The sequence below is a fragment of the Actinomadura kijaniata genome (assembly GCF_014138665.1).
GTDB lineage: Bacteria > Actinomycetota > Actinomycetes > Streptosporangiales > Streptosporangiaceae > Spirillospora > Spirillospora kijaniata.
In genome coordinates, this window is record NZ_JACJIA010000025.1 from 41963 (window position 1) to 68028 (window position 26066).

Below are 26066 nucleotides of genomic sequence, written 5' to 3' on the forward strand. Positions count from 1 at the left end.
TGATCATGAGCACTCCGCGACGCGCCCCCCGCCAGGCCGAGGCCGAGCGCAACGACCGCGAGCTGCTGCGCGCCGCCCGCGAGGTGCTGGCCGAGGACGGCGCGCACGCCTCGGTGGCCGCGATCGCCGCCCGCGCCGGGGTCGGCATCGGCAGCCTCTACCGCCGCTACCGCACCAAGGAGGAGCTCTTCCAGCGCCTCGTCGAGCTGTCCCTCGACCAGAGCGTCCGGGCCCTCGAACGCGCCCTGGAGCGCGACGACCCCTGGGAGGCACTGGCCGGGTTCGTCACCGAGTCGCTGGAGGCGGGCGGCGGGTCACTCGCCCCGATCGCCGGGAGCGTCGAGATCACCCCGGACATGTGGGAGAGGAACCGGCGCGCTGATGCGATGCTGGCCGCCCTGGTGGAACGCGCCTCCGCCGCCGGGGTCCTGCGCCCCGACGTCACCGTGACCGACCTGTGGGCGCTGCTGGAGCAGCTCTCCGCCGCCCCGATGATCGAGCAGCTCCGCAAGCAGGGCCGCGCCGAGCGGCTCCCGGCCGCGATCGCCGCCCGGCGGCGCGTCGTCGCGATCGTCCTGGACGGCCTGCGCGCCCCCGGCACGCCCCTGCCCGGCGATCCGCCCGGCGACGGGCTGTTCGCCGACCGCTGGGCGCGCGACTGACCCTCAGCCCTCCCCGGACGCGCGCGGGGCCTCGCGGCGGGCGGCGCGTTCGGCCTCCTGGCGCTCCCGGGTGGCCTGGAGCCGGGGGACGTACCAGACCCCGAACAGCCCGATCACGATGCCCGCGCCGCACACCCCCAGCCACCAGCGCTGCTCCGCGGGGAGGCCGACCAGCAGCAGCACCACCAGGGCGACCGCCCAGGCCGCGGTGCCGACGGCGGCGACCCGGACGTCGTTGGTGCGCAGCGGCGGCGGGTCGGGACGGCGCGCTCGGCTCATGCGATCAAGAGTACGTGGCGCGGTCCAGAGACCGGGGTCACACCGGAGCGCGCGGACGCCCCGCGCGGGCGGGGCTCCGGGCCGTCCGCGCAGGTGGCGGCGTGGGACCATGAAGGCCGGGCCGGACCACGAGCGAGCGGAGGAGGAAGTCGGTCCCCGGCGGCGATGGCGCGGAATAGCCTCCGCCCGTTTATCGTTAGCAAGGGTAATGACTTCTGCGAACGACAATGAGCATGTCAGCGACCCCTCTGGCCGAAGAGCTGCGCATCGCCATCGCCCGGCTGTCGCGGCGGCTGCGCACGCTGAGGCCGGTGCCCGGCGCCGGCGCCGCCCCGCTGTCCCTCACCCAGTTCGCCGCGCTCGCCGCCATCGAGCGGCACGGCTCGATGACCCCGCGGGAGCTGGCCGACCACGAGAAGGTGCAGCCCCCCTCGATGACGCGGGTGATCGCGTTCCTGGAGGGGGAGGGCCTGGTGGAGCGGAGCCCGCACCCGACCGACGGCCGCCAGGTGGTGCTGCACGCGACGGAGGCGGGCCGGAACCTGCTGGCGGAGGAGCGCCGCCGCAAGGAGGCGTGGCTGTCGCAGCGCCTGGCCGAGCTGACCCCCGAGGAACGGGAGATCCTGCACCGGGCGGCGCCGATCCTGGACAAGCTGAGCAAGGCGTAGAGCGGGACGTAGAGGGGCGGGTGACCGGAGGGATGTTCCGGTCACTGCGGGTCCGCAACTACCGCTACTTCGCCGCCGGGCAGATCGTCTCCAACACTGGCACCTGGATGCAGCGCGTCGCCCAGGACTGGCTCGTGCTGGAGCTGGCCGGACGCAACGGCGGAACGGCCCTCGGCATCACCACCGGCCTGCAGTTCCTGCCGCTGCTGCTGTTCGGCCTGTGGGGCGGGGTGATCGCCGACCGGTACCCCAAGCGCCGCGTCCTGATGATCACGCAGGTGGCGATGGGCGTGCTCGCGCTGGTCCTCGGCCTGCTCACGGTCGCCGGGGCGGCGCGGGTCTGGCACGTGTACGTGCTGGCGTTCGCGCTCGGCCTGGCCACCGTCGTCGACAACCCGACCCGGCAGTCGTTCGTGGTCGAGATGGTCGGCAAGCGCGACCTGCCCAACGCCATCGCCCTCAACAGCGCCTCCTTCAACGGCGCCCGCATGCTCGGCCCGGCCGTCGCGGGCCTGCTGATCGCCTGGCTCGGCACCGGCCCGGTCTTCCTGGTCAACGCCGCCTCCTACGTCGCGGTCCTGTTCGGCCTGTACGCCATGCGCGAGAGCGAGCTGACCGTCCCCGAACCCGTCAAGCGGGCCAGGGGGCAGCTCCGCGAGGGCCTGCGGTACGTGCGCGGGCGCCGCGACCTGATGCTGGTGCTCGCGCTGGTCGCGTTCGTGGCGACGTTCGGCATGAACTTCCAGCTCACGATCGCGCTGGTGTCGAAGGAGGTCTTCCGCACCGACGCCTCCTCGTTCGGCCTGGCCTCCTCGATGCTGGCGCTCGGCGCGCTCGCCGGAGCGCTGCTGGCCGCCCGCCGCGTCACCAGGCCGCGCCTGCGGCTGCTGATGGCGGCGGCGCTGCTGTTCGGGCTGCTGGAGGTCGCGACCGGGCTGATGCCGACGTACTGGGCGTTCCTGGTGCTGCTGGTGCCGACCGGCATCGCGCTGATGACGTTCAACACCGCCGCCAACGCCACCATGCAGCTCGGCGTCGCCCCCGAGATGCGCGGCCGGGTGATGGGCCTGTACATGTTCGTGTTCCTCGGCACCAACCCGCTGGGCGCGCCGCTGGTCGGCTGGATGGCCGAGGAGTTCGGGCCGCGCGCCGCCATCGTCGTCGGCGGGCTGGTCCCGGTGGCCGCGGTCCTGGTCCTCGGCGCCCTGACCGCGCCCCGCGACCGCCTCCCCGCGCTCCGGCGACGCCTCCTCCGACTCGGGTAACCGCGTGACAAGGGACCGTCACTGCTGGAAAGCTGGTCGGGTGGTTCCCCGGACGTGCCCATGAGACTGTTCGCGGCGATCCTGCCGCCGCCGGACGTCCTCGACGAACTGTGCGCGTTCATCGCGCCCTACCAGGCCGAATGGCCCGACCTCCGGTGGACCGACCGGGAGCTGCTGCACGTCACGCTGACGTTCTACGGCGAGGTGGACGACCGGACCCTGGAACGCCTGCTGCCCCGCCTGGAACGCGCCGTGGCCCGCCACGGCCCCCTCAACCTGTCGCTGGCGGGCGCGGGGGCGTTCCCCGGCAACGGCGCCCACGCCCGCGTGCTGTGGACCGGCCTGTACGGGGACCGGCGCGACCTGGCACGCCTGTCGGCCGCCACCACCGCCGCCGGGCGCCGCGTCGGCGCCCCGGGCACCCCGCCGGACGCCCCGGCCCGCGTCTACCGCCCGCACCTGACACTGGCCCGCACCCGCCGCCCGGTGGACGTCCGCCCGATCATCGAGCCGATGTCGGCGTTCGCCGGAAGCCCGTGGACGGCCACCGAGGTGCACCTGATGCAGAGCCGCTTCGCCGCCCGCGACCGCCGCCAGCCCCTCTACGAATCCCTCAAGTCCTGGCCCCTGACCTAGAGTCCTCGTTCCTGGGCGTCGTGCCGCGCGGGGGCGTGGCACGCGGCCGGGGCGCGGGTGGGCCGTGCCCCGGCCGGCGCGGAGGTCCTACGGTCAGCGGAACGAGACCATCGGGAAGCCGTACTTCCCGTAGCCGACGTCCGGAACGCGGACGTTCTTCCTGTAGCTCACCGAAGCCGTGCCCCTGCAGTTGATTTTCGCGCGCATCGAGGAAATGGCCCGGTCCCGACCGGTGATCAGCGACTTGACGGGGAATCGGTAGCCCTTGGTGTAATGCCAGCAGGTGCCGGGCACATTTCGAACGGTGATTTTGGTGCCCCGGAAGTTCACCCCGTTCCACATGCATACGGCATTCGCGGGGCAGGAGGCGGCCAGCGCCCCGACCGAGCCCGCGGGCGCCACCGTGATCTGCGAGACGGCGGCGTTTCCCGGCGTGGCCAGCGCCAGCGTGAGGGCTGGGGCGGAGACGAGGGTGACGAACGCCGCACGGGTCATCATGCGCATTGGTGCTCCTTTACGCGGCCGAAAGGCGGCCGGACAGTGGATCATTCGCCCCGAACCTAGGCATGGGGTGATCACGAGGGCAACCCTCGGATTGCGCCATGACCACGACATGGCATTTCGGACCTGGGAAAACGGCGCGAGAATTGATTTCTCCGGTCCGCCGCGCGGTGGGCGTTTCCCGTCCACCGTGCGCCGCGCGACGTTCCGTCCCGTGCTCGATGCGCGCGGTCCCTGCGGGACACTGGAACGGTGACCACCGACGACGACCGTCCCGGCCCGCCCGTGACGAGCGCCTCCGTCGTGGTGCTGTCGCTGGCGCGCAGGGTCGAGACCGAGCTGAACGCCGCGCTCGCGCCGCTGGGGCTCACCGTCGCCCGGTTCGGGCTGCTGGGCCATATCGCCAGGGTGCCGGATCGCCGGGGTGCCGGGCGCGTCCTTCAGCGAGCTGGCGCGCATGTCGGGGATCACCGTGCAGAGCGTGCACGGGGCGGTGAAGGCGCTGGTGGCCGCCGGGCTGGTGCGCGACCGCAACGCCCGCGCCGGGTCGGCCTCGACGCTGGAGATCACCACGGAGGGCGCGCTGCTGCTGCGGCGGGCGCGGCGGGCGGCGGCCGAGGTCGACGAGCGGCTGTTCGGCCCCGACGCCGATCCGATCCAGCAGCGCCTGGGAGCGGCCGTCCGTGCCGCGTTCCCAGGCCCTCCCCCCTCCTGGCCTGGTGCCGAACGGGACCGCCGCCCTTCGCCCGCCCCCACCTTCAGCCTGACTGGAGCATGGCCTAGGCTTCAGGAAACCTGAAGGGCAGGTCTCGATCGGGGGGAGTCCCGCATGTCCGACCGACCGGGGGCCCGCCTCTCGCGGCGCGCCCTGCTCACCGCCGCGGCGACCACGGGGGCGGCGGCCACCGGCACGGCGGTCGGCGGAGCGCTGCTGGCCGACGGCGACACCCCGCCCTCCACGACCCGCGCACCCTCGCCGACCGAGCCGTTCCACGGAAAGCACCAGCCCGGCATCGCCACCCCGCAGCAGCACCACGCCTCTTCGCGGCCTTCGACCTGGAGACCGTCGACCCGGTGAGGCGCACCCGCCGGAGCGCGGAGCAGATCGCGGCCCTCCTCCGCGCGCTGACGGAGCAGTGGGCCCTGGTCGCCGGACGCCTCATGGAGGGACGGGAACCCGGCCTGCGTCCGGCCGGTTCGCCCCAGGTCCCCGCCGACTCCGGCGTCGCCGACGGCCTCACCCCGGCCCGGTTGACCGTCACCTTCGGCCTGGGACCCGAGCTGTTCGAACGCATCGGCCGACCGGAGGCCCGGCCCCGTGCGCTGCGCCCGCTGCCCGCCTTCGAGCACGACCGGCTCCAGGACGCCTGGAGCGGCGGCGACCTCCTCGTCCAGATCTGCGCCGACGACCCCCAGATCGTCAGCCGCGCGTTCCGGACCCTGCGCAGCCGGCACCCCGGGAACCGCCCGGCTGCGCTGGACCCAGCAGGGATTCCTGGGAACGTTCGGCGACGCCACCCCACGCAACCTGTTCGGCCACAAGGACGGCACCGCCAACCCCCGCCCCGGCGACACGGGGTTCGACGCCGCGGTCTGGGCCGACCCCGCCCGCGAACCCGCCTGGTTCGCGGGCGGCACCTACCTGGTCTTCCGGAAGATCCGCATGGACCTGCCCACATGGGACACCTCTCCCGGCCACGCCCAGGACCAGACCATCGGCCGCCGCCGCGACGACGGGGCCCCGCTCAGCGGCGGGCACGAGTTCACCGCCCCCGACCTCACCAGGACCGGACCGGACGGCAAACCCCTCATCCCCGCCGACTCCCACGTGGCCCTGGTCCGGGACATCCCGATGCTGCGCCGCTCCTACAACTACGACTACGGCCTGCGGGCGGACACCGCACCGGCCACCGACCACCGGCACGGCGACCACCGGCACGACCACGGCCCGGGGATGCCTGCCCGCTCCGGCAGCGGCCACGCCCGCTACGACAGCGGCACGCTGTTCTGCGCCTACCTGCGCGACCCCGCCGAGTTCGTCCGGGCCCAGCGCGCCCTGGCCGCCGACCGGCTCAACGCCTTCATCCAGCACACCGGCAGCGCCGTGTTCGCCGTTCCGCCCGGAGTGCCCCCGGCGGCCACCTCGCCGCCGGACTGTTCCCCACCCGCTGACATCCAGGGAGACCTGACATGGACCGACGCGACCTCCTGCTCGCGGGCGCGGCCGCCACGACCGGGCTCGGCCTCGGCACGCTTCCGACGGCCCCGGCGGCCGCCGCGTCGGAGGTCCGCGAGCCGGGCGCGGAGCTACCTGCCGGTGGTGATGCCGTTCCGCAGCGTGTCACCGTCCCGGCCGGTGGTCGGCTCGTCCGCGGTCCTGGAACCCCTGCGCCGCCACGAACCGGAAATCCCCGGCGTTCTCCCCGCGCACCGGCGACCATCACACGCCGAACCCTTTTCCCGCCCGGTGCTCCACGGCTTGATCATTTGCGACCGCCGTGTCCACGCCGTCACAGCCTGAGCGTAAGCGGATACCCGCATCGTCGTCGCAGTCCGGCTGCTGACGTGGCCATGTACTCCTAGAGCTCGGGAGGTGGCGGAGCGGGCCGGTCGGCGTCCGGCGGTCCCCAGGGGACGCCGTGGCGTTCGCAGGCGCGGCGCAGGGCCGTCAGGTCCGGCGGGAACGACACCTGCCGCAGCACCCGCCCCGACGGGCTCCACACGACCAGCCGCGGCATCCGCTCGGCGGCGTCGTCGATCCCGACACCGCCGACGCGGTCGCGGGTCAGCTCCCACTCCACGCGCCCGCGCCGCGTCACCACCGCCAGCCCGGCCGTGGACACCTTCAGCTGCGGGCGGTTCCGGTCGTACAGCCAGTAGCCGCCGAGTCCGACCAGAAGCCCGGCCGGCACCGTCCACGACGCCGTCGCGGTGAAGCCGCCCAGTTCGGGCCCCAGCCACACCGACCCCAGCACCGCCACGATCTCGCACAGCAGCACGCTCATCGCGTAGGTGGCGATCCGCGACCGCCGCGTGGCGTCCAGCACCGCGCCCGGCGCGGCCACCGGCCCCGGCGGGGGCGTCAGCGACAGCTCGGCCGCCGCCGGGACGGCCTCCTTCATCGCCGTGACCTCCGACGGCCCCCCGGGGGCGTCCGACAGCGTGGAGACCGCCGAGTGGAACGCCGCGCTCAGGTAGGCGTCGTACTCGGCGTCCGTCACCGGCAGCCCCTCGCGCCGCGCCCCCTCCCGCAGGTCGGTGCGCGAGATCCGCAGCGCCGACAGCGGCGCGGCGAAGAACTCGGCGCCCTCGGAGTCGTACAGCCGCATCCACGCGTGCCCGGAGATCGTCAGCAGCTCGATCCCGCCGATCCGGTCCTCGGGCATCGCCACCACCACGTCCCCGGCGGCGTCGGCCCAGCCCAGCGCGCCGTCGGCCACGACCAGCCGCCCGCCGGGCACCCGCGCGAACACGTCGGGCAGCCCCTCCAGGCCGTAGTCGGGCGTGCGCGGCGGGCGCGCCCCGGGGGTGACCACCCGGTAGCCGTGCTCGTCGAGGGCGTGCGCGAGCTGGAACGCGTCCAGCCCGTGCGCGGGCAGCCGCGCCACCAGCCGCAGCCGGTGGTCGAACGCCAGCACCGCCAGGTCCGTCGGGCGCGGGCCCCCGCCGGCCGGGTCGGTCCGCAGCCCCGGCCCCAGCACCAGCGCCGCGACCTCGGAGGCGGCGACCTCCAGGCCCCGGCGGGGCGCGGGACGGCCGCGCACCCGCAGCCGGTCCCGGGTGATCGTCCACTCGACCGGGGCGGAGGCCAGCAGCCTGCGCCGGGTGCCCGCGACCGCCACGATCGCGGCCAGCGCCCAGCATCCGGCGGCCAGCCGCGTCCCGAACCCGCCGCCGCCCTCGGCCGCGATCCGCAGCACCATCACGATGCCGAGCAGCCCGGCGACGGTGCCCAGCAGCGCGATCCGGCCCCGGCCCGGCCGGGGCGCGGGCGTGACCAGCCGCACCTCGTCGTCGCGCGCGGCGTCGTGGTCGGTGTCGTGTCCGGTGTCGTGGGCGGCGGCCAGCAGCGCGGCCTCCTGGTCCAGCAGCCGCTGCTCGGCGACGTGGTCGCGGGGCAACGGGTCGAGCGCGTCGCGGACCGTGGACGGCGCGTCGGTGAGGGCCCGGTCCAGCGCCGGGTCGAGCAGGTCGGCGGCCTCCCCGTCCAGGATCCGCACCTGGACGCCGAGCCGCCGCGCCGTGACGAACAGGGCGAGCGGCTCCATCCCGAGCGTGACCAGCGCGCCGACCGTCGTGCGGCCGAACTTGTGCACCACGGTCAGCACGCCGTCGTCGGTCGTGATCACCAGCGCCTCGACGCGGTCCCGCTCGTAACGCACGATCGGCAGCCCGCCGGGCCCGATCCGCTCCAGCCCCGCCGCCGACAGCCGCCAGTACGGCCGGTGCCGCCCGGCCGGCGCCGACAGCACCTCCGGGGCCGCCCCCAGCAGCCACGGCATGGCCGCGACCCCGCAGATCAGCGCCGCCCACAGCCACACCGGGTGGATCGGCAGCAGCGCCAGCGCGACCGCCAGCAGGGTGAACGGCCCCGCGGCGACCGGACGCCACCGGCCTCCGGTGCCGTGCAGGCCCACCAGCTCATGCTCCACAGTCCGCATCCTCACACGGGTCCCGGTGGGCCCGTCGCCTCCTTCCGCGATCCCGGGGGCGTCCTCGCCGAGTCGAACGTCCCACCCGCCCCGAACGTCCCCACCGTCACGCCCGCCTGCGCAGCAGCCCGTATCCGACCACCGCGGTGATCCCCACGGCGAGGAACAACCCGACCCGTACCCCGCCGGGATCGTCGCGCCGCCCGTCGTCCAGTCTCCGGTCCTTCCCGGCCAGCCGGTTCGGCGTGGCCGAGGGCGCCGGCAGCGCCTCCTTGGGCAGCGGCACCTGGTGGACCGGCTGGCGGACGCCCTCGGACCCGGCCAGCAGCGACCGGCCGTCGGCCGCGTACGTGATCGACTCGCCCTGCTCCTGCGCGGGCAGCCCCACCGACCCCAGGTCCTTGGCCGGCCGCCCGGCCGCGTCGACGCCGTACAGCCGCGCGCCGAAGTAGGTGCGGATCACGGCGGTGCGGCCGTCCGGCGAGAACGCCCCGTCCGTCGCGATCGGCGGCGCGTCCCCGACCTTGCGCATCCGGTTGTACCCACCGGTCCGCAGCCGCGCCGGGGCCTCGTACAGCGCGGCCCCGAACAGCTTGCTGGCGACGTACAGCCGGTTCGTCCGCGGGTTGATCATGAGGGTCTCGGCGTTGCGCGGGCCGTCCTCGTACTTCATCCGGAACGCCGTCGCCCTGATCGTCTGGCTGCGCAGCCCGCTCGGCTCCGGGATCCGGTACACCGTCACGTACGGCCAGGCCCCGCCCAGGTTGTCGCCGATGTCGCCCACGTAGATGGCGGGACGGCCCTGCTCGTCGCGGCCCATCGCCATGCCCTCCCAGTCGCGGGCGGCGGCCCCCGCCAGCGTGAACACGGCCCTGGTCGCCCCGTCCGGCCCCAGCGCGTAGATCTTGGGAACGCCGCCGGAGTCGTTGTGCGTGTAGATCACGCCCTGGTGCCGCCGGCTGACGCCGATCCCGCTGGCCTCGTTGATCCGCGGGTCGGAGACCGTGAACAGCACCTTGGAGTCGGCCGCGGAACCGGCGGCGCGGCCGGATCCGGCCAGCCCCGGCCCGGTGAGGACGAACGCGCCCGCCAGGGCCGCCGCGGCGGCGCCCCGACCGGCCCGGCAAAGGAACGAAGACGTGATCATCCCTCGATCCTTCCCGACGCGTTTCCCGAGGTCGCGTGACCGGCGCTCGGTTTGTCGACCATCTCGTCCGGCAGCTCGGTCAGTTGAGCAGCGCACCGATGACCACGGCCAGCACGAGCGCGGTCAGCACGGTGGGAAGGAGCCATTGGGGCGCGCGGTTCACGGGTTCGAGCTTATTCGCCCGCGACCGCCGCTCGAACCGGCCCCTCATGATCTGCATCTCATGGGGCATGTGCGGATTGTTCGGGTTGTTGCGCTCGCCCCATGCCGACCACCCCGACTGGGCGTCGGACGCGTTCGTGACCCTGGGCACCCTCGCCGAGGAGCGCGGAACGGACTCGGCCGGGGCGGCCCTGCTCACGGGCCGGCCCGTCGTCGCCGGGCAGGAGGCGCACGCCAACGGGCGGGCCGACGACCGGCGCAGCGACGTCAGCCATGACGGCGTCCGGGTGGTCAAGGGCCGGGGCCGGTTCTCGGCGGTCTGGCGGCCGGACCTGGTGCCGCTGCTGGACCACGCGCCGGTCGCGCTCGGCCACACCCGCTGGGCGACGCAGGGCTCGCCGTTCACGCTGGACAACGCCAGCCCCCTGGTCGTCCCCGGCGGCGCCGCCGGATGGGTCGGCGGGGAGCCGCCCGCGTCCGCCGGGGTGATCGCCTCCCACAACGGCGACATCGAGGCCGCCGCGCTGCGCGCCCGGTTCCCGATGCCGCCCGCCACCGGCACCACCGACAGCGAGCCGGTCTTCCAGGCGCTCGCCGGGTGCCGCGACGGCGACGACGTGATCACCGTGCTGGCGTCGCTGGTCGGCCGGGCCGCGCTCGTCTGGGTGGACCGGGACCGGCCCGACCGCGTCCACCTGGCCCGCGCGGCGCTGAGCCCGCTGGTCGTCGCGGTGGACCACGAGCAGAACCTGTACTGGGCGTCCAACCCGCGCTGGTTCCGCGACGTCGAGCGCCACACCCGCGTCCGGTTCGCCTCCGCCGTCATGCTGCGCGAGGGCACCTACCTCCAGATCGGGCTGGCGGGCCCGGCGGCGGAGTGGTTCCAGCCCCGGCCGCGCGTGCTGGCCCGCGCGGGCTTCGTGCCGACCGCGCGGCCCTGGGACGTCGACGACCGCGTGTGGACCGGCTTCACCGACGCCGACGCCGCGGCCGACCGCGCCACGCTGTGCCACCGCGTGGCCGAGCGGGCCACCGGGGACACCGGCGAGTTCGCCGTCGCCTGACGGCGGCCCGCCCGGAGAGACGGCGAAGGCCGGGCCCCGCGGGGGGAGCCCGGCCTTCGCGCCGCTCTCGCTAGAGGCGCTCGACGACGTGGTCGACGCAGGCCGTCAGGGCCTCCACGTCCGCCGGGTCGATCGCCGGGAACATGCCGACGCGCAGCTGGTTGCGGCCCAGCTTGCGGTACGGCTCGGTGTCGACGATCCCGTTGGCGCGCAGGACCTTCGCGACGGCGGCGGCGTCCACCTCGTCGGTGAAGTCGATCGTGCCGACGACCTGGGAACGCTGCGCCGGGTCGGTCACGAACGGCGCCGTGTAGGAGGTCTTCTCCGCCCACGTGTACAGCCGCTGCGCGGAGTCGGCGGTGCGGCGGGTCGTCCAGGCCAGGCCGCCCTGCGCGTTCATCCACTCGATCTGCTCGGCGAACAGCAGCAGCGTGGCGACGGCCGGGGTGTTGTAGGTCTGGTCCTTGGCGGAGTTGTCCACCACGGTCTTCAGGTTGAAGAACTCCGGCACGTAGCGGCCGGAGCCCGCGATCTCCTCGATCCGCGCCAGCGCGGCGGGCGAGGCCAGCGCCACCCACAGGCCGCCGTCGGCGGCGAAGCACTTCTGCGGCGCGAAGTAGTAGACGTCGGTCTCGCTCACGTCGACCGGCAGGCCGCCCGCGCCGGAGGTGGCGTCCACCAGGACCAGGGCCTCGTCGGCGGTGGTGCCCTCCGGACGCGCGATCGGCATGGCGACGCCGGTGGAGGTCTCGTTGTGGGTGAGGGCGTACACGTCGACGCCGTCCTCGGCCCGCGCCACCGGGTGGGAACCGGGGTCGGCGGAGACCAGCGACGGGTCCGCCAGCCACGGCGCGCCCTTGGTGACCTTGGCGAACTTGCTGGAGAACTCACCGAACACCAGGTGCTGGGACCGCTCGCGGACCAGGCCGAACGCCGCGGCGTCCCAGAAGGCGGTGGTGCCGCCGTTGCTCAGCAGGACCTGGTGGCCCTCGGGCAGGGAGAACAGCTCGGCGAGCCCGGCGCGGACCCGGCCCACCAGGGACTTCACCGGCTTCTGGCGGTGCGAGGTGCCCAGGTAGGTGGAGCCGGACTCGGCCAGGGCGGCCAGCTGCTCGGGCCGGACCTTGGACGGACCGCAGCCGAAGCGGCCGTCGGCGGGCTTGAGATCGGCGGGAATGACAATGGCAGGATTCGCGCTCTCGGTCACCTCGCAAACCCTAACGCCCCAGCTAGGAAGATCGCCGGACGGCTCACATAGCGAGACACGTCTCACGTCGTGGCGCGCCGGGACAGGTCGGCGCAGGCCGGGACAGGTCGCGTCACGACGCGCCGCGGCGGCGACGGCGGCGCAGCCCCCACAGCAGCAGGCCCGCCAGGAGCACGCCGAAGATCGCGGCATTGGTCGCGGGCGGGTACAGCCAGTCGTCGCCGCGGCCGCGCGCCCGCACCGCCGTCGCGACCGAGTCGTAGGCCAGGAACGCCAGCAGCGCCGCCGCGAGCCAGAACGTGACACGCCCGGCGACCGCGTCGGCCCGCCGCCGGCGCTCGGCGCGTTCGGCCTCGTACCGGCGCAGCTCCTCGGCCGCCGCCTCCGCCTTCCCCGCCTCCCCGGCCGGGGAGGAGCGGTCCGGAACGGCGGTCGCGGCGGGGCCGATGTCGCCGTCGAGTGGTTCGTCCGGGGCATGCGTCACACGGCCCATGATGGCAAAGGGCTTCCCCGAACCCGTAGTTGATCGCTTTCATGGCCGGAGCACCCCGCCAGGGCGGGCGGCGCGAGAGGACCGGTGACGAGGGGGTACGGGTGACGACGGGGCACACCGACGGCCAGGGGGCCGACCGGCTTGAAGGCCTGCTCGGGCTGTTCGAGCGACTGCGGGAGCGGCCCACCGCCCGCGCCGGGGACCGGCTGCGCCCGCTGCTGGTCACCATCGGGTCGGCGGTCGAGACCCGGCAGGCGGCGCACGCGTTCGTGGAGCGCTGCATCGCCGACGGCGGCCCGTACGCGCACGTCGCCGACGACCCCGGCCACACCGAACGGCTCACCGACCTGGCGGCGCTGCTGCGGCACCTCAGCCGCCAGCTGTCGGCCCACCACCGCCGGTTCGAACCCGCGCTGCGCTTTCCGCTGCTGTCGATGGTGGTGTGGCTGCTGGAGCTGCGCCGCATGCGGATCCGCCAGGAGCGGGGCGAGGGCGCCCCCGACTTCGCCTCCGACGCCCAGCGCGAGCTGTGGCTGCTGGCCGGCCAGCTCCACGCCGCCGACGAGGACTCCCACCGCCGCACCCTGCTGGGCCGGGGCATCCTGCGCCGCCGCCAGATCGTGGTGCCCGCCGAACGCCCCGGCCAGCAGGGCCGCATCGCCTCGGTCCTGTCCCACCTGGAGCAGGTCGCGCCGATCGGCGTCGCGGCCGTCGCGCTGATCAGCGCCACCGCCGCCAGCACCCTGGACCTGGCGGCGGCGTTCCTGGCCGCCGGCGTCGGCTCGTCGGTGATCCTCGGGCAGGTCGCCGCCCGCACCCGCGACCGCGCGGGCCGCCGCCGCTACCGCTGGTTCACCTCGCCCACCCAGACCTACCTGCGCGGCAACCGCTCCCTGGACTTCCTCGGCTTCGCCCTCGACGTGATCTACCGCGAGGAGGCCGACCCCGCCCGGCCGCTGGACGAGGAGCTGGAACGCCTGCTGGTCGCGGCGTTCCTCCAGGACCTGCGGCAGGCCTACAGGCGCGGCGTGTGGCGCGCGACCTGGGCGCGGGTCCGCTACCCCGCCGTCGTCGTCGACCTGCTGCCCGAGCAGAGCCCCGCCCGCGCCCAGACCCGCCGCTTCGTCGAGCGCGTCGAGGAGATCCGCCGCGCCGAGGAACGCTTCGACCCCCTGGTGACCGCCCTGGCCGTCGCCGACGAACGCGAGGCCGCCGCGCTGGCCGACGCCGTCCGCGTCCCGCTGGCCGACGACGACCCCGTCCACCTGGGCACGCTGCGCGAGACACCCGAGGGCATGCCGTTCTGGGCCACCTACCGGGCCGAGCAGCAGCGCGCCGCCGTGCTCGGCACCCGCCGCGCGCTGCGCGTCCACACCGGCCGGGGCGACGGCTCGTCCCCCGAGCCGGTCTACCGGGCCCGCCGCCGCCCCCTGCTGACGCACCCGGCGCTGCCGTGGCTGGCGATGGGCGCGATCCTGGCCGCCTCCGTCAGCGTGATCTCGGTGCAGACCGTGCGGTACTGCGACCCGTTCACCGTCGCCCACGCCACCAACGGCGAATGCGTCGGCATCACCGACGGCTCCTACGTCTTCACCCCGCGCCTGGCGGCCGTGGAGAAACGCATCGAACGCCTCAACGACGACGTCCTGAACTCCGGCAAGCCCTACGTCACCCTCGTCTACCTGGGCGCGATGACCACCGACCCGCAAACCCGCAACCCCCAGGCCGACCTGCTGGCGGGCATCCACGGCGAACTCGTCGGCCTGTCCATCGCCCAGGAACGCCACAACGCCGCCAGCGGCCTGCCCCGCCTGCGCGTCCTGCTCGCCAACGCCGGATCCCGCTTCCGCTACGCCCGCCACATCGCCGACCTGATCCGCCGCCGCGCCGCCACCGACCCCACCCTGGTGGCCGCCGTCGGGTTCGGGCAGAGCCGCCGCCAGACCAGCGAGGCCATCGACGTGATCTCCAAGTCGGCGCTGCCGATGATCGGCACGACGAACACCTTCGACGGCACCGGCCGCCTCCCGGGCGGATTCTCCCCCTACTACTTCCGGCTGGCCCCCTCCAACGCGCGGCTGGCGGCGCACGCGGCGTTCTGGGCCAGGAACGGCCAGACGGGCGCGCGGGCCGCGACCGCCGACGTCTTCTACGACGCCACCACCGACGACCTCTACAGCCGCAACCTGGCCGAGGACTTCGTCCGCGCCTTCGCCCCCGGCCGGGTCCGCCGCCTGCCCTACTCCGACCCCAGCCAGGTGCCCAACCGCATCCTGGAGGCGTGCCAGAACCCGTCCGACCTGTTCTACTACGCGGGCCGGTCCGACGAGTTCCGGTCGTTCATCAACCGCCTGGCCAACACCGACTGCAAGGGCCGCCGCACCGTCCTGGCGGGCGACGAGGTGACCAAGTACGTCAGCGACAACGCCGCCGAGGTCGCCCGCACCGACTCGATCCGCCTGTTCTTCACACCCCTGGCCGCCCGCGAGGCGTGGGTCCCGCGCTGGGTGGGCCGCCAGCCCCTCCAGCTCTTCTACAGCGAGTTCGACCCGGTGGTGAACGCCCTGGTGGGCCGGGAGACCGCCGCCAACGGCCGCCCCTCACGCACCCACGCCGCCCTCGGCTACGACGCCGCCCGCACCGTGATCAGCGTCGCCGAACGCATCTACGGCGACCAGGGCCGGGCCCTGCCCACCGCCGCCGCGATCCTGTCGGAACTGACCGAACCGGGCGCGGGAGCCGAGACCCAGGGCGCCACGGGGCTGCTGCGCTTCGGCCCCCGGGCCGGTGGCCACCAGATCGAGCACAAGCCGGTCCTGCTCACCGAGTTGAGGCCGGACGGGGCGTTGATGGTGGCGGCGGTCTGCGGACGGCTGGTCAGCACCGGGCAGGCGAGCGCGCCCTGCCCTCGGTGATGTGAGGGCTTGGGGCTAGCGGGGACGTGTAGACCCCCGATATTGCTGGGGGTCTGCGCGGTTCTGCGGCGAAAGCGGCTGTGTTGGCCTTGGGGGGACCGTCCCCCAAACCCCCACATCGGGCCCGCGCACGCCGAAAGACTTCGCTGGCGCTTCGCTTTCGTCGTGCTGCGAACCCTGGCAAGGGGGCCCGCCCCCTTGGACCCCCGGCAGGGGCCCTGCCCCTACAGCCCCTCTTGGGGCTTCGCCCCTTGCCCCGGTCCCCGGTTACCTTTGGCGTTCTCTGCCCGTGAGGTCCGCCTCGGCAGGTCCTAGGGGGAGTGGATCGCGGGTTCAGTACAGGGCGTAGGCCCGGATCGTGGTCTGGGTGACCGAGTCTCCCGCCTTGTCGGTGGCGGTGACTCTCAGGGAGACGTGGCCGGGGCGTGGCGGGTGGTTCAGGGTGATGGTCCGGTGGTCGCGCACGGTTGCGGGCCACCAGGTCCGGCCGTCGTCGTAGGAGACCTGCGCGGTCATCCGGGCGACCGCGCGGGGGGTGACGCCGGGTGGGGTCAGGACGGTGGTGCCGAGGCGGAAGGGACGGCCCGCGGGGGCCCGGCCCAGGGGGTCGAGCGCGGCCTTGTAGCGCACGGTCATCAACGGCGGGGCGGTCGGCTCCGCCGACGGCTGTGAGGTGAACGTCCAGGTCGCGCTGGTCCGGGTGCCCAGGGGGGACCAGGGGGCGGTCCGGGTCGCGTTCGTCTCCAGCACGTACCGGCCCGGCTCCTTCGGGACGTCGAACGAGCCGTATCCCGCGAACGGGCTCGTCCCGATCGGCTCGCCGTCCCGGCTGAGCGTCGTGTCGCCGGTGATGTGCCCGTCCTCCCAGGGCGCGCTGCGCGGGCCGACGTGGTCGCCGGCGCCGTCGGAGAACAGCGACAGGTTCACCTCGATCCGGTCGTCGCGGCGCACCACGCCCGGCCGGAGGTCGCGCGCCTCCCACATCCAGGGCACCGGGACCGACGGCACGGTGAACCAGGAACGCCGGTGGTCGCCCGGCGCGGGGAACCGGTCGGTGCCCTGGCCGCTCTCGGTGATGGCGCAGTCGCTCCCGCCCAGGCCGTGGTCGGACCGCCAGGTCACCCCGGGGCTCAGGTACGAGGTGCGGACGGACGGGGTCGGGCCGGTGACCACCCCGTGGGCCAGGGCCGCGCTCATGTCGGGCAGGTCGGGGCCGACGAACGCGCCGTGGCACTGCGCGGCCCCCTGCCCGGGGACGGTGGTGCGCACCCTGGCCAGGTCCCGCGCCCGGACGTCGAGCTCGGGCCGGTCCGGGATGCGCCCCGCGAACTCGTGGTAGGCGGTGTAGCGGTACGAGCTGGTGTACCCGCCGCCCTTGGTCCAGGTCGCCAGGAGGCGCAGGGGGACGCCCGCAGCCGGGGACACGCGGACGCCGTCCTCCAGCGGCAGCCCGTAGCCGTGCCGCTGGCCCCGCGTGGTCATCGGAACGATCACGTCGCCGAGCGCGAGCCTCGCGTCCGGGGTCTCCGGCGCGTCCAGCGCGATCTTGACCTCCCTGGTCGCGCGGGCGTCCAGGACGAGCGTCGCGTCGCCGGTCAGCTCCAGCCGGGGGTGGATCATGAGGGCCTTGGCCTCGGGCCGCCCCGGCCGCGGGACGTAGATCCAGCTCCCCACCCGGTAGACGCCGGGCGGCAGCTCCACCTGCCCGCCGCCGTCGACGAGCCCGCCGGTGGTCGGCGCCCCGGTGGCCAGGTCGAACACGGTGAACATCGAGGCGGCGTCACCGGCGGGCGCCGTCCCGTCCAGGTCCAGCACCCGGACGGTCAGCCGGTGCGTCGGGCCGACCCGGCGGGGGGCCGGGCGGGAACGCTGTGCTTGCTGGACGACCCGCCTCCCGGATGTGGCCTTCCCGCTCGCCGTCTCCCCGGCCAGGCTTCCGGCCCGTACCCGGGGCTCCCGCGCCTCGGCCGCCGTCGGGCCGGTCGGGGCCAGGAGGGCGGCGCCCAGGGCGAGGGCCATGCCGTACATGTGGAACCTCATGGATTCCCTTCGTCTCTCGTGGATCACGTCTGCTCTGTCTGTGTCCGGGAGAGACGCGGGGATTACCCGTCCCCGGGAACCGAAAAGGCCCCCGGAGAACCGGGGGCCTCAAGGCGCTCGACGCGGGGGGCGAGACGATCCGGGGGATCAGCTCGCGTAACGCTTGAGGGCGTCGGCGGAACCGGGGACCTCGTCGATGGAGCGGGTGCCCGGACCCGTGTAGCGGGCGCTCGGCCGGACCAGGCGGCCGGTGCGCTTCTGCTCCAGGATGTGCGCCGCCCAGCCGGCGGTGCGGCCGCAGGTGAACATGGCGGGCATCATCGCGGTCGGGACCTCGGCGAAGTCCAGGATGACCGCCGCCCAGAACTCGACGTTGGTCTCGATCGCGCGGTCGGGGCGGCGCTCGCGCAGCACGGCCAGGGCCGCGTCCTCCAGGGACTTGGCGGCCTCGAAGCGCGGGGCGTCCAGTTCCCTGGCGGTACGGCGCAGCACGCGGGCGCGCGGGTCCTCGGCGCGGTAGACGCGGTGCCCGAAGCCCATCAGGCGCTCGCCCGAGTCGAGGATGTCGGTGACGACCCGGCGGGCGTCGCCGACCTGCTCGACCTTCTCGATCATCGGCAGCACGCGGGCCGGGGCGCCGCCGTGCAGCGGACCCGACATCGCGCCGATCGCGCCGGACATCGACGCGGCCACGTCGGCGCCGGTGGAGGCGATGACGCGGGCGGTGAAGGTGGAGGCGTTCATGCCGTGCTCGGCGGCCGACACCCAGTACGCGTCGATGGCCTGGACATGCTTGGGGTCCGGCTCACCGCGCCACTGGATCATGAACCGCTCGGTGATGGTGCGGCCCTCGTCCACCCGCGACTGCGGGACGACGGGGACGTTGATGCCGCGCGCGGACTGCGCCACGAACGACAGCGCCGTCGACGAGACGCGGGCCAGGTCGGCGCGGGCCTCCTCGTCGGTGATGTCCAGCAGCGGGCGCATCCCGTACCTGGGGGCCAGCGTGGGCAGCCCTGCCTGGGCGTCCACCCGCACGTCGCCGGAGGTGACCGGCAGCAGGTGCGGGTCGGCCGGGGTCAGGCCCGGGTCGAAGCTGTTGTCGACCAGCAGGCCCCACACGTCACCGAAGGAGACGCGGCCGACGAGATCCTCGATGTCGACGCCCCGATAGCGGAGGGCGCCGCCCTCCTTGTCCGGTTCGGCGATCTCGGTCTCGAAGGCCACGACCCCCTCGAGCCCGGGTTTGAAGTCGGACATTTGTTCGTCCTGCCTTTCGTCCCCATAGTGATAAGGCGGTAGCCGTGCCATTGAACCCTGTCCGCCTTACTGACCAGTACCCAGGTCCCCGTGATGTGCACAACGCCCTGGTGGGAGGCTGTGAGGCTGTGGATCGCACCGCTGCTCACAACACACCTGACCCCGCACGGCTCCGCAGATCCTACGAGGGAGCCGGGCTGACCGAGGATTCCGTCCCCGCGGACCCGTTCACGCTGTTCGCGGCCTGGTTCACCGAGGCCGCGGCGGCCGGGCTGCCCGAGCCGAACGCCATGGTGCTCGCCACCGCCTCCGCCGACGGGACCCCCGACGCCCGTACCGTGCTGCTGAAGGGCTTCGGGCCCGACGGCTTCCGTTTCTTCACCAACCTCACCTCCGTCAAGGGCGCCCAGCTGGCCGCCAACCCGCGCGCGGCGCTCGTGTTCCCCTGGCACGACCTGCACCGCCAGATCCGGGTGTCGGGGCCGGTGACGCGGCTGACCAGGGAGGAGGACGCGGCCTACTTCCGTTCCCGCCCCTACGGATCACGCCTCGGGGCATGGGCCAGCGAGCACCAGTCCGGCGTCATACCGGACCGCCGGACGCTCGCCGAACGCTACGCCGCCCTCGCCGAACGGTGGCCGAAACCGGCCGACGGTGACGACTTCGATGCCGTTCCATTGCCGGAGTTCTGGGGTGGCTACCGCGTCGTCCCGACCGCCGTCGAGTTCTGGCAGGGCCGCCCGAACCGCCTGCACGACCGGCTGCGCTACCGGCGCGCGCCTTCCGCTGAGCGGGAGCCGGACGGATCGGGCGAATGGGTGTTGGAGAGACTCTCTCCGTGAAACCGGAACAGGACCAAACACCCCCCGACACTCCTGACACCCCCCGGAAGGAGCCCGAGGAACCCGAGGAACCCGTCCGGCGCGGCGGCCGGCTGCGCCGGCTGGCGATCGACACCCGGCCGCTGGCCAACGGCTCCTTCCGGCGGCTGTGGCTCGGTCAGGGCGTGTCGTTCGTCGGCTTCCAGGTCACCGCCGTCGCCGTGCCGGTCCAGGTCTACGACATGACCCGGTCGTCGTTCTGGGTCGGCATGCTCGGCGTCGTCAACCTCGTCCCGCTGATCGTCTTCGGGCTGTGGGGCGGCGCGGTCGCCGACCACGTGGACCGGCGCCGGCTGCTGTTCTGGTCGTCCTGCGTCACCTGGGTCTCCACCCTGCTGCTGCTCGCCCAGGCCCTGCTGGACGTCCGCAACCTGTGGCTGATCATGGCGATCGTCGCCGTCCAGGCCACCGGCTTCGCCGTCGCCTCGCCGACCCGCAGCGCGATCACCCCGCGCCTGTTCGACAAGGACATGGTCCCCGCCGCCAACACCCTCAACTTCACCGCCAGCCAGGTCGGCATGCTCGCCGGGCCCCTGCTGGCGGGCGTCGTCCTCGCCCGCTGGAGCTACCCGGCCGCCTACGCCCTGGACGCCGTGCTGTTCACCGTCGGCCTGTACGCCGCGCTGCGCCTGCCCCCGATCCCGCCGCTGGGCGACGTCACCGGAACGCCCGGCCTGCGCTCGGTCGTCGAGGGCCTGCGCTTCCTGGCCACCCAGCCGGTGCTGATGATGTCGTTCGTCGTCGACATCATCGCCATGGGCGTGGCGATGCCGCGCGCCCTGTTCCCCGAACTCGCCGAGGCCCGGTTCGGCGGCGAGGCCGCCGTCGGCTGGCTGTTCGGCGCGATCTCCATCGGAGCCGTCCTCGGCGGGCTGATGTCCGGCTGGATCGGCCGCGTCCACCGGCAGGGCGTCGCGCTCGTCGCCGCGATCGTCGTGTGGGGCCTGGCGGTCGCCGCCGCCGGACTCGCCCACTCCCTCTGGCTCGCCGTGGTCCTGCTGGCCGTCGGCGGCGCGGCCGACCTGGTGTCGGCGGTGTTCCGGCAGACCATGCTCCAGACCTACGCGCCCGACGAGATGCGCGGCCGGCTCCAGGGCGTGTTCACCGTCGTCGTCGCGGGCGGCCCCCGCCTCGGCGACCTGCGCGCCGGGGCGACGGCCACGTTCGTCGGGGCCTCCGCCTCCTGGGTCGGCGGCGGGATCGCCTGCGCCGTCCTGGTCGTGCTGGCCGGCCTGGCCGTCCCGGCGCTGCTGCGCTACGACACCCGCACCGCGACGCCCGTCCGGACGTGACCGGCGGGCGCGGCCGACGGGACGGGGGAAGAAAACGCAGACTCCCAAACGTTGTGTCATACCCCGCCGACAGGGATATGCGCGCAACCCGGCCGGAGACGTCGAGAACAAGTAGACTCGAAGGCCGAAAGACTGGAGGGAGCTGTGACCTCACACGGCCTGATCGACACCACGGAGATGTACCTCCGGACGGTGTTCGAGCTCGAAGAAGAGGGGATCGTGCCCCTCCGCGCCCGGATCGCCGAACGGCTCTCGCAGAGCGGCCCGACGGTGAGCCAGACGGTGGCGCGAATGGAACGTGACGGGCTGCTGCGGGTCGAGGGGGATCGGCACCTTGAACTGACGGAGGTCGGCCGCAGCCTGGCGACCAGCGTGATGCGCAAGCACCGCCTCGCCGAGTGCCTGCTGGTCAACGTCATCGGACTGCCCTGGGAGGACGTCCACATCGAGGCGTGCCGCTGGGAGCACGTGATGTCGGAGGAGGTCGAACGGCGCCTGGTCGCGCTGCTCGGCAACCCCACCGTCTGCCCCCACGGCAACCCGATCCCCGGCCTCGACGAGCTCGGTGGACACAGCGACGACGCCGGCGACACCGACCTGTCGGTGATGACCGCGGTCGCCGACGAGGAGGGCACCCCCGCGATCATCCGGCGCATCAGCGAGCAGGTGCAGAGCGACTCGGACCTGATGCTTAGACTCAAGAGGTCCGGGATACAACCCGGACGAGAGGTGACCCTCCGGGCAACCGACGACGGGGTACGGGTGATCAGTGACGACGAGGCGGACGACCCTGCCGACCTGCCCCGCGACATCGCCGAGCACGTCTTCGTCAGCCGGCGCTGACGGGCCGCCGGTGCGGACGCTCGCGGTCTATACCGAAGATCTCCGTACCGGCGCGCCGTTCCGGCGTATCCCCGCGGCGGTTTCGTCGTTCAATACCTACGACGGCGGCGTCCGCTCCCGAGGGGCGACCGCGCACCACAACGGCACGAGGCATACGAAAGCGGCGCCTACCCTCGGTGGACGGGCGAGGATCGCGATGGTGGTCAGGGTGGGCACATGAACGACTGGGGGGAAGCGCCGATCACGGCGCACCTGCCGCCCGAGACCGTGCTGAACCAGATGGAGATGGCGGTCATCGTCTGCGACCGCTTCAGCAACGTCATCTACGGCAACGCGTTCGCACGCGAACTGTTCGGCTTCGGCGGCGACGACCTGATCGGCCACTCGGTGCTGTCCCTCGGCATCGCCGAGGAGGACCACGAACAGGCCACCGAACTGGCCCGGCACGTCCTCAAGGGCGGCGTCTGGGAGGGCACGTTCTGCAACCTGCGCGCCGACGGGTCCACCGTCTACACGCGCGCGCACGCCGTCCCGCTGCGCCACCCGTCCGGCGCCGTCGACGGCGTCGTGATCTTCGCGCGCGAGGCCCTCCGCTCCAACCAGCGCGAACAGGACCGCTACGGCCTCCTGGAACGCATCGGCGAACGCCTGGCCGGCTCCCTGGAACTCGAATCCACCCTCCGCCGCGTCGCCGACACGCTCGTCCCGCAGTTCGCCGACCACTGCTTCATCGACCTGTTCTCCGGCGACCGCCTCTACCGGCGCGTGTCCCGGCACGCCGGCGGCTGGACCCCGCCCCCCGGCACCTGGGCCGAGGTCGGCGAACCCGTCTCCTACCCGCCCGGCCACTTCAGCGCCAAGGCCATGAGCCGCCGCGACGCCGTCCTGGTCGAGGACATGGTCCAGCGCAGCTTCGCCGCGCCCAGCGAGGAGTCCAAGCGCCTCGGCGACGCCATGGGCATCACCTCCGTGATCTCCGCGCCGCTGCTGGTCCGCGGCGAGCTCCTCGGCGTGATGAGCCTCGCCCTGTCGAACCTGTCCAAGCGCCCCGACCCGCACTACGACGGCTTCGACCGGGACCTGATGGGCGCGATCGCCAGCCGCGTCGCCCTCGCCGTCGACAACGCCCTGCTGTTCGAGGAGGAGCGCGAGACGGCCCTGGCGTTCCAGAAGCACCTGCTCCCCGGCGACCGCCCGCCCCGGCTCGACGGCCTCCAGATCGCCTGGCGCTACGAACCCGCCCGCCCCCTGGAATCCCACGGCCACGGCATACAGACCCAGGTCGGCGGCGACTGGTACGACGTGATCCCGCTGTCGGCGGGCCGCGTCGGAGTCGTCATCGGCGACGTCGAGGGCCGCGGCGCCCGCGCCGCCGCCGTCATGGGCCAGCTCCGCGCCGCGCTGCGCGCGTTCGCCCAGGACGACAAGCCGCCCGCCGACATCCTCCGCAAGCTCGACGAGTGGGTCCGCACCATGACCCGCCCCGAGCGGATGAGCTCCGGCTGGAACAGCGACGACCTCGTCCGCCCGCCCCTGGTCTCCTGCACCTACTTCGTCTACGACGCCTGGTCGCGGGTCCTGGAGTTCGCCAACGCGGGCCACGACCCGCCCCTGCTGATCGTCGACGGCGAGGTCAGCGAGCTGAGGTTCGAGAGCGAGGGCGCCATGCTCGGCGTCCGCGGCCCCGGCCTGGGCGGCGAGATCCTCTTCAACGAGGAGACCGCCGAACTCAAGCCCGGCTCCACCCTCGTCCTCTACACCGACGGCCTCATCGACCGCCGCCCCAAGGACGACGGCGACTACTACACCCGCGAGGAGGCCCGCGAGGCGGTCCGCTCCGCCGTCGCCGAGGTGGCCCGCCGCGACGTGGAGACCATCGCCGGAGCCGTCTACGACGCGCTGCCCGGCGACATCAACGACGACGTCGCGATCATGGTCATCCGCACGGCGGGCGAGGAGCTGGCGGTCGCCGACCGCACCTTCCCCGCCGAACCGATCATGGTGTCGGAGGCCCGCCGGATGGCGGCGGACACGTTCGCGGCCTGGGGCATGCTCGACGAGCAGTCCGAACTGGCCTGCCTGCTGGTCTCCGAGGTCGTCACCAACGTCGTCCTGCACGCCACCGCGACCCCCGCGCCCCGCCGCGAACTGGTCCTGGACGGCGGCCTGGGCGCGGTCCAGTTCAACACGGGCTTCGGCCAGAACGCGTTCGACGAGGACGACTGGAGCCTGGACAGCTTCGACGACCTGGACCTGGCCGAGCAGCTGGGCCGCCGCGAACCCCCGACCAAGGAGTTCCGCCTGCGCCTGCGCAAGGGCGCGAACTCCATCTGGGTCGAGGTGTTCGACACGGACATGCGCCTGCCGAGGATCCGCAGCGCGGGCGAGACCGACGAGGGCGGCCGGGGCCTGTACCTGGTGGACCAGCTGGCGTCCCGCTGGGGAGCCCGCCCCACCTCCAACGGGAAGGCCGTCTGGTTCGAACTGCCCCTGAAACCCTGACGCCTCAAGGACGAGGGTGACGATCCAGACCCTGGCGGGCGGCCCGTACCGGTGCGCGCTGGTGATCCGGCCGACGGACGGGGTGGACGACGACCTGCTCACCGAGATCGCCGACGCGACGGGCCTGAACTTCGCCCTGTACGGCCACGGCGGCTTCGGCGGCGAGAGCACCGCGACGGTCTACACCGCCGGCGACGACCTCCTCATGGAGGTCGTGTGCGACGAGACCGACGCCAAAGCCCTGTTCGTACGGGCGCGCTCGGCCGAACACGCGGCCGCGATCCGGAACGTCATCGCCGCGCGGCGACCGTTCTGGAACGAGCCGACACTCCGCGCCCGACTGGAGGAGAACCTCCACGAACAGCCCCGGGCACTGGTGGCGCTCCTGATGGCGACCGGCGGAGCACCTCCCGAACCGGAGACGGCGGAACTCCTCCAACGCGCACTCGACCACGACGCCGAAGAGGTCCGGAACGCCGCCGAGTACGCACGGCTGGTCGCCACGGAACTCGTTCACCCCGTCCTCGTGCAGAAAGCCCAGCCGAAACCGGAACTGGAGCCGATCCTGCGGCCCGCCCGCCCCGTGGACGACGAAAGACACTGGATCACGGTGCGCGCGGGCGTCCCGGAACGAGCGGTCCCCCGTCCCGTGACCTGGCTGCGCACCCCCTTCGACGACCCGGACGAAGCGGTGTTCTGGGCGGCGGCGCGGGCCTGCTGGATCCTCCTCGCGGTCGACGACCGTGACGGCACGGGATGGCACGAGGAAATCTTCAGCGAGCCGCGCGGCTACCGCACCGCCCTCCACATCGTGCGGCATCCGGCCGTGGACAAGGTGCACCTCGCCCTCCACGGCGACGCCGCCGACACCACCGCCACGGAGCTGGTCAGGGACCTGGGCGCGGAAGTCCTCGCCGGACCTCCCGCAGGCTGGGAACGCACCGCCCCCTGAGATGGACGAGGCGAGTTCCGGGAATGCCTGCGTGACCGACGGCGTTGTCCTACAGTGGAGACGCGCTGAGGCGGAGCGCACACCACGGGCTCCTGGCCTCCCGGTTTGACGTCTCCGCTTGAAGCGCATAGATTCTCTCCTTGTCCCCAACGGGATGCAGGACGTCCACGAGGCGGCCGGCCCGGGGAACCCACCAACGATCACGCCGACGAGGCGGTTTCGTCGCGTCCGCGTGCCCGTAGGTGGATCTCCGTTTCTGCGGAACCGCTCGATTTTGCAAAGTCGGACGGTTCTGGTGAAATAGAGACATCGCCCGAACGGGACCTGGAAACGGGAAACCGAAAGGGTGAAATCGGGGAAGACCGGTAAAATTGACAGACCGGCCGGAACTGATAACGTAAAGCGAGTTGCCCCGGGGCGAGAGACGCGTAAGCGGATCGAGCGCGGTGGGTGTCCGTTTCTTGAGAACTCAACAGCGTGTTAAAAGCCAGTGCCTTTATAGGCTCGGCCAAGGTGCCGAGCCACCCCGTCCAGTTCCCTTCGGGGGACTGACAGGGATTTCTTTGAGGCAACGAGACCCTTGGGGGTCTCATTGTCGGGATTCATTCCCATGAAGGTTTGGCGGCCCGGGTTCGCCCCCGGGTT

The 26066-nt window shown here is 73.4% G+C and carries 23 protein-coding genes and 1 pseudogene; 15 read left to right on the forward strand and 9 right to left on the reverse strand.

The window, feature by feature from the left end; all coding sequences use genetic code 11:
- The first annotated feature begins 5 nt into the window (after positions 1 to 5).
- Positions 6 to 662 carry a TetR/AcrR family transcriptional regulator gene (locus tag HNR61_RS45460; protein WP_182849365.1) on the forward strand — a complete coding sequence of 219 codons (657 nt, stop codon included), beginning with the start codon at positions 6 to 8 and terminating at the stop codon, positions 660 to 662.
- Between the two features lie 3 nt (positions 663 to 665).
- On the opposite strand, the gene HNR61_RS45465 is transcribed toward HNR61_RS45460, so the two are convergent.
- Positions 666 to 941, reverse strand: coding sequence for a DUF2530 domain-containing protein (locus HNR61_RS45465; RefSeq protein ID WP_182849366.1), 276 nt, complete (start codon positions 939 to 941; stop codon positions 666 to 668).
- Positions 942 to 1174: 233 nt separating this feature from the next.
- Between HNR61_RS45465 and HNR61_RS45470 the strand changes: the two genes are divergently transcribed.
- From HNR61_RS45470 to thpR, 3 genes are read left to right on the forward strand one after another with little or no spacing between them, the layout of a single operon-like run.
- A complete protein-coding gene (locus tag HNR61_RS45470; RefSeq protein WP_246445134.1) occupies positions 1175 to 1609 on the forward strand; it encodes a MarR family transcriptional regulator in 435 nt (144 codons plus the stop codon).
- Between the two features lie 32 nt (positions 1610 to 1641).
- Positions 1642 to 2874: an MFS transporter gene (locus tag HNR61_RS45475; RefSeq protein WP_182849368.1), complete on the forward strand. Its 1233-nt coding sequence runs from the start codon at positions 1642 to 1644 to the stop codon at positions 2872 to 2874.
- A gap of 60 nt (positions 2875 to 2934) precedes the next feature.
- Entirely contained in the window at positions 2935 to 3510 is a 576-nt protein-coding gene (thpR, locus tag HNR61_RS45480; RefSeq protein ID WP_182849369.1) for an RNA 2',3'-cyclic phosphodiesterase, read from the forward strand.
- A gap of 93 nt (positions 3511 to 3603) precedes the next feature.
- Here the strand turns inward: thpR and HNR61_RS45485 are convergent, their stop codons facing one another.
- A complete protein-coding gene (locus HNR61_RS45485) occupies positions 3604 to 4014 on the reverse strand; it encodes a peptidase inhibitor family I36 protein (protein ID WP_067824996.1) in 411 nt (136 codons plus the stop codon).
- A 421-nt stretch (positions 4015 to 4435) separates the two neighbouring features.
- Between HNR61_RS45485 and HNR61_RS50375 the strand changes: the two genes are divergently transcribed.
- The 4 genes and pseudogenes from HNR61_RS50375 to HNR61_RS47170 all read left to right on the forward strand — a co-directional run bounded on the left by HNR61_RS50375 (position 4436) and on the right by HNR61_RS47170 (position 6532).
- Positions 4436 to 4810, forward strand: coding sequence for a MarR family transcriptional regulator (locus HNR61_RS50375; protein ID WP_312898415.1), 375 nt, complete (start codon positions 4436 to 4438; stop codon positions 4808 to 4810).
- 30 nt (positions 4811 to 4840) lie between these two features.
- Entirely contained in the window at positions 4841 to 5089 is a 249-nt protein-coding gene (locus tag HNR61_RS47165; RefSeq protein WP_220510579.1) for a hypothetical protein, read from the forward strand.
- Positions 5086 to 5394: pseudogene (locus HNR61_RS50680) on the forward strand (Dyp-type peroxidase domain-containing protein); the annotation flags it as partial. The gene HNR61_RS47165 and the pseudogene HNR61_RS50680, both read left to right, overlap by 4 nt.
- Positions 5330 to 6532, forward strand: coding sequence for a Dyp-type peroxidase (locus tag HNR61_RS47170; protein WP_220510580.1), 1203 nt, complete (start codon positions 5330 to 5332; stop codon positions 6530 to 6532). The pseudogene HNR61_RS50680 and the gene HNR61_RS47170, both read left to right, overlap by 65 nt.
- Before the next feature lie 58 nt (positions 6533 to 6590).
- Here HNR61_RS47170 and HNR61_RS45500 read toward each other — a convergent pair whose 3' ends face one another.
- From HNR61_RS45500 to HNR61_RS45510, 3 genes are all read right to left on the reverse strand, one after another.
- Positions 6591 to 8663, reverse strand: coding sequence for a hypothetical protein (locus HNR61_RS45500; protein ID WP_182849370.1), 2073 nt, complete (start codon positions 8661 to 8663; stop codon positions 6591 to 6593).
- A 106-nt stretch (positions 8664 to 8769) separates the two neighbouring features.
- On the reverse strand, positions 8770 to 9810 hold the full coding sequence (locus HNR61_RS45505) for a YjiK family protein (protein WP_246445136.1): 1041 nt from the start codon (positions 9808 to 9810) through the stop codon (positions 8770 to 8772).
- 79 nt (positions 9811 to 9889) lie between these two features.
- Complete coding sequence (locus HNR61_RS45510; RefSeq protein WP_157420226.1) at positions 9890 to 10042, reverse strand: hypothetical protein; 153 nt, start codon at positions 10040 to 10042, stop codon at positions 9890 to 9892.
- A gap of 19 nt (positions 10043 to 10061) precedes the next feature.
- Between HNR61_RS45510 and HNR61_RS45515 the strand changes: the two genes are divergently transcribed.
- Positions 10062 to 11036 (forward strand): class II glutamine amidotransferase, encoded by a 975-nt coding sequence (locus HNR61_RS45515; RefSeq protein ID WP_182849371.1) that lies wholly within the window; start codon positions 10062 to 10064, stop codon positions 11034 to 11036.
- Between the two features lie 70 nt (positions 11037 to 11106).
- Here the strand turns inward: HNR61_RS45515 and serC are convergent, their stop codons facing one another.
- Positions 11107 to 12243: a phosphoserine transaminase gene (gene serC, locus HNR61_RS45520; RefSeq protein WP_182849372.1), complete on the reverse strand. Its 1137-nt coding sequence runs from the start codon at positions 12241 to 12243 to the stop codon at positions 11107 to 11109.
- A 112-nt stretch (positions 12244 to 12355) separates the two neighbouring features.
- A complete protein-coding gene (locus HNR61_RS45525) occupies positions 12356 to 12727 on the reverse strand; it encodes an LPXTG cell wall anchor domain-containing protein (RefSeq protein WP_182849373.1) in 372 nt (123 codons plus the stop codon).
- Positions 12728 to 12777: 50 nt separating this feature from the next.
- On the opposite strand from HNR61_RS45525, the gene HNR61_RS45530 reads away from it, so the two are divergent.
- A complete protein-coding gene (locus tag HNR61_RS45530; RefSeq protein WP_182849374.1) occupies positions 12778 to 15651 on the forward strand; it encodes an ABC transporter substrate-binding protein in 2874 nt (957 codons plus the stop codon).
- A 333-nt stretch (positions 15652 to 15984) separates the two neighbouring features.
- Here the strand turns inward: HNR61_RS45530 and HNR61_RS45535 are convergent, their stop codons facing one another.
- Complete coding sequence (locus tag HNR61_RS45535; RefSeq protein ID WP_182849375.1) at positions 15985 to 17691, reverse strand: hypothetical protein; 1707 nt, start codon at positions 17689 to 17691, stop codon at positions 15985 to 15987.
- 147 nt (positions 17692 to 17838) lie between these two features.
- Entirely contained in the window at positions 17839 to 18951 is a 1113-nt protein-coding gene (locus tag HNR61_RS45540; RefSeq protein WP_182849376.1) for a citrate synthase 2, read from the reverse strand.
- 128 nt (positions 18952 to 19079) lie between these two features.
- On the opposite strand from HNR61_RS45540, the gene pdxH reads away from it, so the two are divergent.
- The 5 genes from pdxH to HNR61_RS45565 all read left to right on the forward strand — a co-directional run bounded on the left by pdxH (position 19080) and on the right by HNR61_RS45565 (position 25421).
- Positions 19080 to 19793 (forward strand): pyridoxamine 5'-phosphate oxidase, encoded by a 714-nt coding sequence (pdxH, locus tag HNR61_RS45545; protein WP_182849377.1) that lies wholly within the window; start codon positions 19080 to 19082, stop codon positions 19791 to 19793.
- The gene (locus tag HNR61_RS45550; protein ID WP_312898416.1) at positions 19790 to 21124 is read left to right on the forward strand and encodes an MFS transporter; all 1335 of its coding nucleotides are present in this window, start codon (positions 19790 to 19792) and stop codon (positions 21122 to 21124) included. The genes pdxH and HNR61_RS45550 overlap by 4 nt, the downstream gene beginning before the upstream one ends.
- Before the next feature lie 144 nt (positions 21125 to 21268).
- Positions 21269 to 21967 carry an iron-dependent transcriptional repressor DtxR gene (locus HNR61_RS45555; protein ID WP_182849379.1) on the forward strand — a complete coding sequence of 233 codons (699 nt, stop codon included), beginning with the start codon at positions 21269 to 21271 and terminating at the stop codon, positions 21965 to 21967.
- A gap of 216 nt (positions 21968 to 22183) precedes the next feature.
- Positions 22184 to 24469, forward strand: a complete 2286-nt coding sequence (locus tag HNR61_RS45560; protein WP_182849380.1) for an ATP-binding SpoIIE family protein phosphatase — start codon at positions 22184 to 22186, stop codon at positions 24467 to 24469.
- Positions 24470 to 24485: 16 nt separating this feature from the next.
- The gene (locus tag HNR61_RS45565; protein ID WP_182849381.1) at positions 24486 to 25421 is read left to right on the forward strand and encodes a hypothetical protein; all 936 of its coding nucleotides are present in this window, start codon (positions 24486 to 24488) and stop codon (positions 25419 to 25421) included.
- The last annotated feature ends 645 nt before the right edge of the window (positions 25422 to 26066 follow it).